We start from the raw sequence: 11,962 nt of genomic DNA on the forward strand, positions 1-11,962 counted from the left end.
GGAGGTGCGTTTTCGATCCCGACAGTGGACGGGACGGGACGGGACCCCGGGCGTTACGCGGGGTCGCCGCCCAGGGGGCCGACGGGCTCGAGGGGCTTCGGGTCGTCGGCGCCGGTCTTGCGGGCGCGGGCGATCAGGTTGCCCAGGTGGTAGATGAGCAGCGCCGCGACGGTGCCGAGGACGATGCCGCCGAACGCGAAGTCGCCGAGCTGCATCGAGAACCCGGCGATGCCGATCACGAGCGACACCGCGGCCGTGTACTGGTTGACCGGGCGCGAGAAGTCCACGCGGCTGTCGACCCAGATCTTGATGCCGATGATGCCGATCAGGCCGTACAGGGCCGTGGTCGCGCCGCCCAGCACGCCGGCGGGGATCGAGTTGAACACCTCGCCGACCTTGGGGGAGAACGCGAGCAGGATCGCGAACAGGCCCGCCACCCAGTAGACGGCGGTCGAGTACACGCGGGTCGCGGCCATCACGCCGATGTTCTCGCCGTAGGTCGTGGTGCCCGAGCCGCCGAAGCCGCCCGCGATCGTGGTCGCGACGCCGTCGGCGATCAGTGCGCGGCCGGTGTGCTTGTTGATCGACGGGTCCTCGGTCATGGTCGCGACGCCGCGCACGTGGCCGACGTTCTCGGCGATGAGCACGAGCACGACCGGCAGGAACATCGCGATGGTCGACCACGTGCCCGGCTCGACGAAGTCGGGGAGCTGGAAGTGCGGCAGGCCGACCCAGGGTGCCTCGGCGATGAGCTCGGCCGGTGTCTTGCCGCCGCGGAGGGCGTTGGGCACGTCGAACGAGCCGGTGAACGCGGCCCAGATGAAGCCGACCGCGACGCCGAGGAAGATCGAGATGCGGCCGAGGAAGCCGCGGAACAGCACCGCGAACAGGATGATCGCGACGAGGGTGATGGTCGCGGTCACCGGGTCGAGCTGGAAGTTGCTCCACGCGGTGGGGGCGAGGTTGAATCCGATCAGGGCGACGATGGCCCCTGCGACCACCGGGGGCATGAGTGCGTCGACCCATCGCAGCCCGGCGAACTGCACGACGAGCCCGACGACGGCGAGGAGCACGCCGACCGCGACGACGCCCGCGAGCGCCGAGCCGGTGCCACCCGCGGCGACGGCGGCCGTGATCGGGGCGATGAACGCGAACGAGGAGCCGAGGTAGCTGGGCAGCTGGTTCTTCGTGATGAGCAGGAAGATGAGGGTGCCGAGGCCGCTGAACAGCAGGGTCGTCGAGACCGGGAAGCCCGTCAGCGTCGGCACGAGGAAGGTGGCGCCGAACATCGCGACGACGTGCTGGAGTCCGATCGCGACGGTGGCGGACCAGCTCAGGCGCTCGTCGGGACGGACGACCGCGCCGGCCTCGATCGTGCGTCCGTTTCCGTGCAGCTTCCACAGGGGCATGCGGGCTCCTCAGGGTTCGGGGGTGGCGGGAGTGCTGAAGAAACACTACCGATTCCTGAGTGTTGCCTGAGCGCCGATCGGCCAGCCGCTCCTCTACGCGGGTGACGACGTCAGCCACACCGACGTGCGGCGTGTGGAGTAGTCCGGCTCAGGCGCCCAGGCGGTCGATGAGTTCGCGGTAGCGCGCGGTCGTCCGGGCGACGACCTCGTCGGGCAGCGCGGGCGGCTCGCCCTGCTTGTCCCAGTTCGCGGCGAGCCAGTCGCGCACGATCTGCTTGTCGAAGCTCGCCATCCGCTCGGCCGGGGTGGTGCCGGTGCGCCACGCCTCGGCGTCCCAGTACCGCGAGGAGTCGCTGGTGAGCACCTCGTCGGCGAGGCGCAGGGTGCCGTCGGCGTCGGTGCCGAACTCGAACTTGGTGTCGGCGAGGATCAGGCCCCGCTCCTCCGCGATCGCCGCCGCCTTCGCGTACACGGCCAGGGAGGTGTCGCGCAGCTCGGCCGCTCGCTCGGCACCGACCAGCTCGACGACGCGGTCGAACGTGATGTTCTCGTCGTGCTCGCCCATCGGCGCCTTGTACGCGGGGGTGAACAGCGGTTCGGGCAGCCGGTCGCCGTTGTGCAGGCCGTCCGGGAAGGTGATGCCGCACACCGTGCCGTGCTCCTGATACTCGGCCCAGCCGGAGCCGGTGATGTAGCCGCGCACGACGCACTCGATCGGGAGCATCTCCAGCGACTGGGCGAGCATCGCGCGGTCGGCGACCTCCTCTGGCAGCTCGCCCGGGGCCAGGTGGTTCGGCACGTCGAGCTGGGCGAACCACCAGCGGCTGAGGCGGGTGAGCAGGGCCCCCTTGTCGGTGATGCCGGGCGACAGCACCACGTCGAAGGCGCTCACCCGGTCGGAGGCGACGACGAGGATGCGGGTGTCGGCCGGGTCCTCCGAGGCGTAGAGGTCGCGGACCTTGCCGGAGTAGAGGTGTCGCCAACCGGGGATGCTCTGCGCGGTGCCTGCCGTGGGTGTGCTCACCCGCCCATTATCCCGGTCTCCCGTGGCGGCGCCCGCACAGAAGTCAAGGGGAGCGCGGGCCGCGTGCTCCGGGGGCGAGGATCGCCGCATCGAAGGGAGCGGGTATGACGAAGGATCTCGCGAAAGGCGATCGGGTGAGCTGGAACACGTCGCAGGGGCGCACGCGCGGCACGGTGGTCGAGAAGCGGACGAAGGACTTCACGTTCGCGGGGCAGCACTTCACCGCCTCGGACGAGGAGCCGGCGTATCTCGTGGAGTCGGAGAAGAGCGGCGATCGTGCGGCGCACAAGGGCTCCGCTCTGCGTCGGCTGGGGTGAGACGCCCGGAACCGGTATCGCCGCGCGCGACGTGGCGCGGGAGCCTGATCGGGCGTATAGTCCACATGGACTAATCGAGGTGAGGACATGGCGAAGGACCCGGTGGACGCGCTCACGCCGCTCGGCGTGATGGTGCTCGCGCTGCTGCGCGAGAGCGACATGCACCCCTACGAGATGGTCCGGCTGCTGCGCGCTCGGCACGACGATCGGCTCATCACCGTCACCAACGGCACGCTGTACCACACGGTCGCCCGGCTGCAGCGGGCGGGGCTGCTCGCCGAGGTCGGGACCGACCGCGACGGAAAGCGGCCGGAGCGCACGACCTACACGCTCACCGACGCGGGGCGCGAGACGGTGGTCTCCTGGGTGCGTCGCGCCCTGCCCCGCATCGATCGCGAGGTCGACGCCCGGGTCGCGCTCGCCGAGGCCCACAACCTCGAACGCACCGATGTCGTCGCGCTGCTCCACGACCGCCGCGCCGCCCTCCGGGACTCGCACGCGCTGCACCATGACGGGCTCCGCGGCGCCCGCACCAAGGGTGTCCCCGCCCAGGTCCTCGTCGAGATCGAGCGACAGGAGGCGCTGCTCGACGCGGAGCTGCGCTGGCTCGACTCCCTGCTCACCCGCCTCGACGGCGACGATCTCCCCTGGGGGCCGGACGCCTTCGACGACTCCGACCGCTACCGCGCTCAGCGAAAGGCTGCACAGCAATGACCGAATCCCGCCAGGCCGCAGGGCCTCAGACCGGTCCGTTCGCGGCCGGTCACGCGCCGAAGAGCCCGTGGCCCGCCCTGTGGGCGCTCGTCATCGGCTTCTTCATGATCCTCGTCGACACCACGATCGTGTCGGTCGCGAACCCGGCCATCAAGGCCGCACTCGACCCGCAGACCAACAACCTCGACAACGTCGTGTGGGTCACCAGCGCCTACCTGCTGGCCTACGCGGTGCCGCTGTTGATCACCGGACGCCTCGGTGACCGCTTCGGCCCGAAGAACATCTACCTGATCGGGCTCGCGGTGTTCACGCTCGCGTCGCTGTGGTGCGGGCTGTCCACCACCCTCGAGGGCCTGATCGCGGCGCGTGCCGTGCAGGGTCTCGGCGCCGCCTTCATGACGCCGCAGACCATGGCCGTCATCACGCGCACCTTCCCGCCGGAGCGGCGCGGTGCGGCGATGGGGCTGTGGGGGGCGACCGCCGGCGTGGCCACGCTCGTCGGTCCGCTCGCGGGCGGCCTGCTGGTGGACGGCCTCGGCTGGGAGTGGATCTTCTTCGTGAACCTGCCCGTGGGTGTCGTGGCGTTCGTGCTCGCGTGGATCCTGGTGCCGAGGCTGAAGACGCACCCGCACCGCTTCGACCTCGTCGGTGTCGTGCTGAGCGCCGTGGCCCTGTTCCTGATCGTGTTCGGGCTGCAGGAGGGCGAGAAGTTCGACTGGGGTGTGATCTGGGGTCCGATCTCGGTGTGGAGCCTGATCATCGCGGGCGTCGTGGTGCTGGCGCTGTTCATCGTGCAGCAGGCCCGCACCCGGAGTGAGCCGCTCGTGCCGCTCGGGCTGTTCCGCGACCGCAACTTCTCGGGCGCGAACGTCGCGATCGCCGCGGTCGGCTTCACGGTCACCAGCATGTCGCTGCCGATGATGTTCTTCCTGCAGACGGCGCGCGGGCTCACCCCGACCGAGGCGGCCATGCTGCTCATCCCGATGGCGGTGCTGTCGGGAGTGCTGGCTCCCGTGGCCGGCAAGATCCTCGACCGCGTCGACCCGCGGGTGATCCTCATCCCCGGACTGCTCTGCGTGGGTGGGGCGCTGCTCTGGTACTCGGCGCTGACGACCATGGACACCCCGATCCTGATGTTCCTGCTGCCGTCGGCCCTGATGGGCATCGGCAACGCGGGCATGTGGGGTCCGCTCGCGACCACGGCCACGCGCAAGCTGCCGCCGCGGCAGGCCGGTGCCGGCGCGGGCATCTACAACACGACCAGGACGATCGGCTCGGTGATCGGTTCGGCGTCGATCGCCGCGTTCATGCAGTCGCGGCTGGAGGCGAACCTGCCCGGACTGTCGGACGCGCCGGCGGGCATCAGCGGGGGCGGGTCACTGCCGCCGCAGGTGGCGGAGGGCTTCGCGGCGGGTATGGCGCAGGCGCTGCTGCTGCCCGCGGCCGTGATCGTCGTCGCGCTCGTGGCCGCGCTGTTCCTCGGTCGCTACGACCGTGACGACGCGGCGGCTCCGGCCACCGCGGCCCCCGCCCCTCCCGCGTGAGCCGGGGGAGGGTCCAGCCCTCCCCCGTTCCGGCTGCGCCCCGGGGTCAGGCCTGGGTGCTGAAGACCGAGGACAGCACGAGCCCGGCGCCCCCGAGCAGCGTGATCTGATCCGGGTCCTCCGCGAAGAACACCGTCGGCGGCTGTCCGCGCTCGGGTGCCAGCCGGGTGACCCAGGTCTGCAGGGCCGTGCGCAGCGCCTCGCCGCCCGTGCAGGCGTCGCCGTGCATGATGTAGTGCCCTGGCGCGAGGATCTGCTCGTTGTTCGCGATGCCGATCGCGAGGTTGCGGGCGTACAGGTCGAGCAGCGCCGCGGCGTCGTCCGAGCCGTCCGCCACGAGGGCGGCGAGGCTGCGGGAGTCGAGGGTGTCGGCGTGCGGGAGGCCGTCGGCCGCGGCCCGGTCGCGCAGCCAGCCCAGCGTGGCGACCGTCTCCCAGCAGCCGCGCCGTCCGCACCGGCACTCGTCGCCGTCGAGCTGCACGATGGTGTGGCCGGACTCGCCCCCGGCACCGTTCTCGCCGCGGAGCACCTCGCCGCCGTGCACGATCCCGAAGCCCAGCGCCTCACCGGTGTACACGGATGCGAAGTCCTGGATCTCCCGCCCCAGCCCGAACCACCGGTCGCCCAGTGCCTGGACGCGCGGGTGGTGGTCGACGAGGGTGGTGGCGCCGAAGCGCTTCTCCAGCAGCGCGACGACCGGGAGCCCGTTGAGCCCAGGGGTGAGGTGCATCGAGATGACGCTGCCCGTGCTGGTGTCGACCATGCCCGCCGCGGCGACGCCGATGCCGACGAGGGCTTCTCCCGCGAAGCAGCCGTCGGTCACCTGGTGCAGGCACGCGGTGATCTCGTCGGTCGACGCGTCGCGGCTATACGCCGCGTGGTGCATCTCGTGGATCGTGCCGTCGAAGGCGATGCGGGCGGCCACGACGAAGTCGGGGGAGAGGTGCACGGCGCCGAGCCACGGGCCGTCGCCGCGGAACCAGAGCGGTCGGGCCGGCTTGCCTCCGGCCTCGGACGGCGCGACGGGGTCGCCTTCGACGAGGGTGGCGGAGTCGAGCAGGGGCTGCAGGATCGTGGCGATCGTGGCTCGGTTCACGCCGAGCGAGCGGGCCAGTTGCGCGCGGCTGGAGGGGCCGAGGCGGTGCAGGGTCTCCAGCACGCGGCGGCGGTTCGCGGCTCCGATCGCGCTCGTGGTGATGAGCGGACGGCGCGAGCTCTGGTCGGAGAACACCAGGTCGGCCTGCGGTTTGCCTGACGGTGCCATGGCACCTGCCTTTCCGGTCGCGACGGGTGGCGGCGATGGCTCCGTCTGCGGATCAGTTTACAAGGAAGAATGTATGGTTTAGTGTCATACATACCTCGCGGCGCGCGGGCATCCATGACGAAGTGGGGTAGGCAGTGAACCACAGCAGGTCGGCACGAGTCGGAGTCATCGGCGGCGGGATCCGCGGCGGCATGTTCGCCAGAGCGCTGCAGGAGAACCCCCAGTCCGAGCTCGTCGCGATCTGCGACCGCAGCCCCGGCGTGCTGTCCGCGATGGTCGCGCAGCTGGGCGTTCCGGGCTATGCGAGCACCGAGGAGCTGCTCGCCGCCCACCCCGACCTCGACGGCGTCGTGATCGCGACCCCCGACTTCGCCCACCGCGAGGCGGCGGTGCTCTGCGCCCAGGCCGGTCTCGACCTGATGATCGAGAAGCCGCTGGCCACCGAGATCGACGACGCGCGGGCGATCCTCGAAGCCGCCGACGCCGCCGGGGTGCGCGTCATGGTCGGCTTCGAGAACCGCTGGAACGTGCGGTACTCGGCGGTGCGCACCCGTCTCGGCGCCGACGGAGACCCGAGGATCAGCGCCCAGATCATCAATCTCAACGACACGATCTTCGTGCCGACCGAGATGCTGTCGTGGTCCTCGAAGAGCTCGCCCGCGTGGTTCCTCATGCCGCACTCGCTCGACCTCGCGTGCTGGATCGGCCGCACGCACCCGGTATCGGTGTACGCGGTCGGCGCGCGCGACCGCCTCACCGAGGCCGGCATCGACACGTGGGATCGCGTCAACGCCGTGTTCACGATGGCCGACGGCTCGCACGTCGCGCTCAACTCGTCGTGGGTGCTGCCCGAGTCGATGCCGTCGGTGTTCGACTTCCGCTACGAGATCCAGTCCGCCGGTCAGGTCGTGCACATCGACGGCGCCGACGACGGTGTGATCGTCTACGACGCGCAGCGCGGGCAGCTCGTGCAGTCGGCGGTGCATGAGCGCGCCGGCCGCATCCACGGGGTGCCCATCGACATGGTCGGCGACTTCGTCCGCCTCCTCCGCGGGGAGCCCGTCGACGTGCCGGACGCCCGCGACGGCCTCCTCATCACCGCCGCGATCGAGGCGGTGCACACCGCCCTCGAGACCGGCGACGTCGTCTCCATCTCCGTCTGACCCCGCTTCACCTGCACCACCGCGAGACCCGAAACCACGCGACATCCGTCCGGAACTGCACGAAGGAGCAAGGAAATGAACGCATCACCGTCGATGAGCCGGGGCTTCTCCCGGCGTCAGATCTTCCAGCTCGGTGGCCTCGCCGTCGGGGCCATGGCCCTGGCGAGCTGCACCCCCGGAGGCGGAGGGCAGCAGAGCACCGGACCGCTCACGGCCGGCTCCGGGAAGCCCTCCGGCCAGATCAGAATCCTCGACGACAACACCAACAGCATCTTCAAGGACTGGGCCATCGCCGAGTTCGAGAAGCAGACCGGCATCAAGGTCGTCACCTACCAGCAGGGCAACTTCAACGACCTGCACGACAAGATGGCCACGATGTTCGCGGCGCAGGACTCGTCGTTCGACGTCGTGATGACGTGGGCCGGCTGGTCGGCCGAGTTCGGGCAGGCCGGATGGCTGGAGGAGCTCGACCCCTCCGCCGTGCCGGACGACCTCATCCAGCCGGCGCTCGACGCGGTGTCGTGGCGGGGCAAGGTGTACGGCCTGCCGAAGTTCGTCAGCGCGCAGACCATGTTCTGGAACAAGGACCTGTTCGCGGGGGCCGGGCTCGACCCCGAGACGGGCCCGGCGAACTGGGACGAGTTCGTCGCGGCGGCCAAGGCCCTCACCGGCGGCGGGCAGTACGGCTATGCGTGCGACATGGGCAACCCCGCCGGCGCGTACCAGAACTTCCTGCGCGCGCTGCTGCTCAACGGCGGGGAGTTCTACGACGCCGACTACAAGCCCACCTTCGCGAGTGACGCGGGCGTCGAGGCGCTGTCGAAGATGGTCGAGCTGCTGCAGGTGCACAAGGTGATGGACCCCTCCTCGCTGCAGATCACCAACGCGTCCGACCTCGCCGACCTCTTCGCCCGCGGCAGCACCGGCATGGTGTTCAACTGGCCGTTCCAGTACGCGGTCGCCACGGCCGCCGGCGCCGCGACCTCGGCCGCGACGGTGGGCAACGGCCTGCTCCCCGGCATGTCGGTGCGGTCGGCGTCGATCGACGGCTCCGAGGGCTTCGCGATCAGCAAGTTCTCGAAGAACAAGGAAGCGGCCCTGGCATGGCTGCAGTTCGTCACCACCGGGAAGGTGCAGACCGACATCGTCGAGAAGGAGGGCTGGTTCCCCGTCTCGCAGACGGTGCTGGCCGAGCCCGCCGCGCGGGAGGCGCTGCCCATCCTGTCCACCTACGAGCAGTCCACCGAGTACGTCACCAAGCGCTACGGCACGCCCTGGTCGAACGAGCTCGACCAGGCGCTCTCCGTGCAGCTCATCAACGCCATGAACGGCAAGACCTCCCCCAAGGAGGCGCTGGAGTCGGCGCAGAAGACGGCGGAGGACCTCGTGAAGAAGTACCTGAAGTAGGGATCGGGGAATGGGCGTCAACCTCCTGGAGAGGAGCCGCCGGCGGGATCTGCGTTTCGGCCTCCTGCTGATCGCGCCGGCGGTGCTGATCATCGCGATGCTGCTCGGCTACCCGATGGGCTACGCCGTGTTCATGTCGTTCCATCAGTGGAACGACAAGCTGGGCATGGAGCACCCCTTCATCGGGCTGGAGAACTACGGGCAGCTGCTGACCGACCCCGCGGTGCACCGGGCGATGGAGCGCACGGCGTACTTCTCGGTGATCACCGTGATCGGCGGGGTCGCGCTGGCCGTGGCGATCGCGGTGCTGCTGAACCGGGAGTTCCGCGGACGCACGCTCGCCCGGGTGCTGCTGCTCGTGCCGTGGGCCGTGCCGCCCGTCGTGAACGGCATCATGTGGAAGCTGATCTTCGACGGCAGCACCGGCATCGCCAACACGATCCTGCGCGGACTCGGTCTCACGAAGGAGAACGTGCAGTGGCTGTCCGACCCCGCGCTCGCGATGAACATCCTGGTGTTCGCGGAGATGTGGAAGCTGCTGCCGTTCCTGTGCCTGCTGATGCTCGCGGCGCTGCAGGGCATCCCGTCGAACCTGTACCGGGCGGCGGCGATCGACGGCGCGGGACCGTGGCGGGCCTTCTGGCGCATCACCCTGCCCAACATGCGCGGCGCCCTGATGTTCGCGCTGATCGTGCAGTCGATGTGGTCGCTCAAGGTGTTCGACACCATCTACGTGCTCACGGGCGGCTCCGGCGGCCCGGCCGAGGGCACCACCACCATCAACTTCCTCGCGTACCTGGTGAACTTCAGCAACCTGGACCGCGGCTACGGCTCGGCGATGGCGGTCGGGATCATGATCCTCGTGCTCGTGGTGGCCGTGTTCTGGATCCTGCTGTTCGGCGGGTTCCGTCGCAAGAGGGGAGAGGCGCATGCCTGACCTGACCACCACCGCCCTCGTCACCACCGCCCGCCCGCGCGGGCGCCGGGTGTCACGACGCGGACGGCGCCGCCTCACGGCCGTCGTGTGCGCGGTGCTGCTCGTGCTCGTGATGGCGTTCTTCCTGGCGCCGTTCCTGTGGATGTTCGTGTTCAGCGTGTATCCGTCGAGCGCGCTGCAGGGCCGTACCCCCGACCTGTCGCCGTCCCTGCTGACCGTGGAGTCCTACGTGCGCCTGCTGTCGGACGGCAGCTTCCTCACCCCGATGGCGAACTCCGCGATCGTCGGCATCTCCACCACGATCATCTGCATGACCGTGGGCGCGGCCTGCGCCTACGCGATCGCCCGGTTCAAGTTCCGCGGTCGCCAGCCCCTGCTGCTGAGCATGATGACCGTGCAGGCGATCCCCGTCATCGTGCTCGCGGTGCCCCTGTTCATCCTGCTGCGCTCGGTCGGCCTCTACGACCAGCTGCTCGGGCTGATCGCGACGTACACGGCGTTCATCCTGCCGCTCGTGATCTGGATGCTGGTCGGGTTCTTCGAGGACATCCCGCCGAGCCTGGAACGCGCCGCCCGCATCGACGGGTGCAACCGGTTCCAGATCATGTACCGGATCGCCTTCCCGCTCGCAGCGCCCGGCATGGCGGCGACCGCGATCCTGGCGTTCATCACCAGCTGGAGCGACTTCTTCCTGGCGAAGGTGCTGACGTCGAACAACGCCGTGACCCTGCCGGTGAAGACCGCGGCGTTCCAGGGGCTGTTCGCGATGGACTACACGTCCGCGGCGACGGCGGGAGTGATCACGGCCATCCCGGTCCTGATCCTCACCCTCGTGGCACAGAAATGGATCATCCGCGGTATGACCGAGGGTGCGGTGAAAGGCTGATCATGGCACAGATCGAACTGGTGGGCGTTGAGAAGTCGTACGGACGCCCGAAGCGCGGGCACGAGGCCCGCAAGGCGGTCTCCGACCTCAGCTACGTGATCGAGGACGGGCACTTCGTGTCGCTGCTCGGTCCCTCCGGCTGCGGCAAGACCACCACGCTCAACATGATCGCCGGGCTGGAGGACATCTCGGGCGGGGAGATCCTCATCGACGGGCGGCGGGTCGACGACCTCGACCCCGACAAGCGCGACCTGGCGTTCGTGTTCCAGGACTACGCGCTGTATCCGCACATGAGCGTCTACGAGAACATCGCGTTCGGGCTGCGCATGCGCAAGGTCGCCAAGGACGAGATCGACCGCCGGGTGCGCGACGCCGCCCGACGGCTCGACATCGCCCACGTGCTCGACGTGAAGCCCAAGAGCCTGTCGGGTGGACAGCGGCAGCGCGTGGCCCTCGCCCGCGCCATCGCCCGGCGCCCCGCGGTGTTCCTGTTCGACGAGCCGCTGTCGAACCTCGACGCGCTGCTGCGCGACCAGACCCGCAGCGAGCTCAAGGTGCTGCACCGCGAGCTCGGCGCGACCAGCGTCTACGTCACGCACGACCAGGAGGAGGCCATGACGCTCTCCGACCGGATCGCCGTGATGAGCCGCGGACGGCTGGAGCAGTACGGCAGCCCGTACGAGGTGTACCACGAGCCGGCGACCGAGTTCGTGGCGTCGTTCGTGGGCAAACCGCGCATGAACCTGTTCACGGCGAAGCGGGGCGAGCGTGGCAGGCACGTGCTCCCGGGGACCGCGTTCGGTGTGGAGTCGGGTGCGCTGCCCGAGGAGATCCGCGTCGGACTGCGCCCGGAGGAGTGCGACCTGCGGCGACCGCTGGCCGGTGAGCAGCCGCACGGCACCGTCGTCGCGGTGGAGCCGCTCGGCAACGTCTCCGACGTGCACCTCACGATGGGCGACGTCGAGTTCCTCGTGCGCGTCCCCGGGTTCGGCTCCTACGGCGTCGGCGACGCGGTGGTGGTCGACCTGACCCGCGCGCGCCTGCACTGCTTCGACCCCGAGACCGGGAGGCGCCTCGCCGTGTCGTGAGCCGGTTCATTACGCGGGTTCCGCGGACTCCCGCGTTCCGGTTCAGCGGGTTCACAGGGTTAGGGTGGATGGTCGGCGGCCGCCGGGTCGCCCCATCCGAACCTCCGAGGAGCACTCGACGTGAGCCGAAATCCATCCTCCACGGCGCGCCGCCTGCGCCGCTTCGCCCGGACGGCGACCGCCTCCGCGCTCGCCGCGCTCGTCGCCCA

Annotated in this window: 11 protein-coding genes; 8 read left to right on the top strand and 3 right to left on the bottom strand. The window is 70.0% G+C overall.

Annotation, left to right across the window (positions count from 1 at the left end; all coding sequences use genetic code 11):
- Nucleotides 1-53: 53 nt before the first annotated feature.
- Nucleotides 54-1,409, bottom strand: a complete 1,356-nt coding sequence (locus DW309_RS12545; protein WP_136045567.1) for a uracil-xanthine permease family protein — start codon at nt 1,407-1,409, stop codon at nt 54-56.
- Nucleotides 1,410-1,557: 148 nt separating this feature from the next.
- Nucleotides 1,558-2,433: a phosphoribosylaminoimidazolesuccinocarboxamide synthase gene (locus tag DW309_RS12550; protein ID WP_136045568.1), complete on the bottom strand. Its 876-nt coding sequence runs from the start codon at nt 2,431-2,433 to the stop codon at nt 1,558-1,560.
- A gap of 104 nt (nt 2,434-2,537) precedes the next feature.
- Here DW309_RS12550 and DW309_RS12555 point away from each other — a divergent pair, with 104 nt between their 5' ends.
- The 3 genes from DW309_RS12555 (at nt 2,538) to DW309_RS12565 (ending at nt 5,008) form a co-directional block, all read left to right on the top strand.
- Nucleotides 2,538-2,750 (top strand): hypervirulence associated TUDOR domain-containing protein, encoded by a 213-nt coding sequence (locus DW309_RS12555; RefSeq protein WP_136032818.1) that lies wholly within the window; start codon nt 2,538-2,540, stop codon nt 2,748-2,750.
- A gap of 87 nt (nt 2,751-2,837) precedes the next feature.
- Entirely contained in the window at nt 2,838-3,464 is a 627-nt protein-coding gene (locus DW309_RS12560) for a PadR family transcriptional regulator (protein ID WP_136036709.1), read from the top strand.
- Nucleotides 3,461-5,008: a DHA2 family efflux MFS transporter permease subunit gene (locus DW309_RS12565; protein WP_136032822.1), complete on the top strand. Its 1,548-nt coding sequence runs from the start codon at nt 3,461-3,463 to the stop codon at nt 5,006-5,008. The genes DW309_RS12560 and DW309_RS12565 overlap by 4 nt, the downstream gene beginning before the upstream one ends.
- Nucleotides 5,009-5,054: 46 nt before the next feature.
- Here DW309_RS12565 and DW309_RS12570 read toward each other — a convergent pair whose 3' ends face one another.
- A complete protein-coding gene (locus DW309_RS12570; RefSeq protein ID WP_136045569.1) occupies nt 5,055-6,272 on the bottom strand; it encodes an ROK family protein in 1,218 nt (405 codons plus the stop codon).
- A 134-nt stretch (nt 6,273-6,406) separates the two neighbouring features.
- Here DW309_RS12570 and DW309_RS12575 point away from each other — a divergent pair, with 134 nt between their 5' ends.
- The 5 genes from DW309_RS12575 (at nt 6,407) to DW309_RS12595 (ending at nt 11,753) form a co-directional block, all read left to right on the top strand.
- On the top strand, nt 6,407-7,435 hold the full coding sequence (locus DW309_RS12575) for a Gfo/Idh/MocA family protein (protein ID WP_136045570.1): 1,029 nt from the start codon (nt 6,407-6,409) through the stop codon (nt 7,433-7,435).
- A gap of 75 nt (nt 7,436-7,510) precedes the next feature.
- Nucleotides 7,511-8,842 carry a sugar ABC transporter substrate-binding protein gene (locus DW309_RS12580; protein WP_136045571.1) on the top strand — a complete coding sequence of 444 codons (1,332 nt, stop codon included), beginning with the start codon at nt 7,511-7,513 and terminating at the stop codon, nt 8,840-8,842.
- Nucleotides 8,843-8,852: 10 nt separating this feature from the next.
- Nucleotides 8,853-9,779 (top strand): carbohydrate ABC transporter permease, encoded by a 927-nt coding sequence (locus DW309_RS12585; RefSeq protein ID WP_136045572.1) that lies wholly within the window; start codon nt 8,853-8,855, stop codon nt 9,777-9,779.
- Nucleotides 9,772-10,665, top strand: coding sequence for a carbohydrate ABC transporter permease (locus DW309_RS12590; RefSeq protein ID WP_136037310.1), 894 nt, complete (start codon nt 9,772-9,774; stop codon nt 10,663-10,665). The genes DW309_RS12585 and DW309_RS12590 overlap by 8 nt, the downstream gene beginning before the upstream one ends.
- Nucleotides 10,666-10,667: 2 nt before the next feature.
- Entirely contained in the window at nt 10,668-11,753 is a 1,086-nt protein-coding gene (locus DW309_RS12595; RefSeq protein WP_136045573.1) for an ABC transporter ATP-binding protein, read from the top strand.
- The last annotated feature ends 209 nt before the right edge of the window (nt 11,754-11,962 follow it).

The sequence above is a fragment of the Microbacterium sp. K41 genome (genome assembly GCF_004794395.1).
Taxonomy (GTDB): domain Bacteria; phylum Actinomycetota; class Actinomycetes; order Actinomycetales; family Microbacteriaceae; genus Microbacterium; species Microbacterium sufflavum.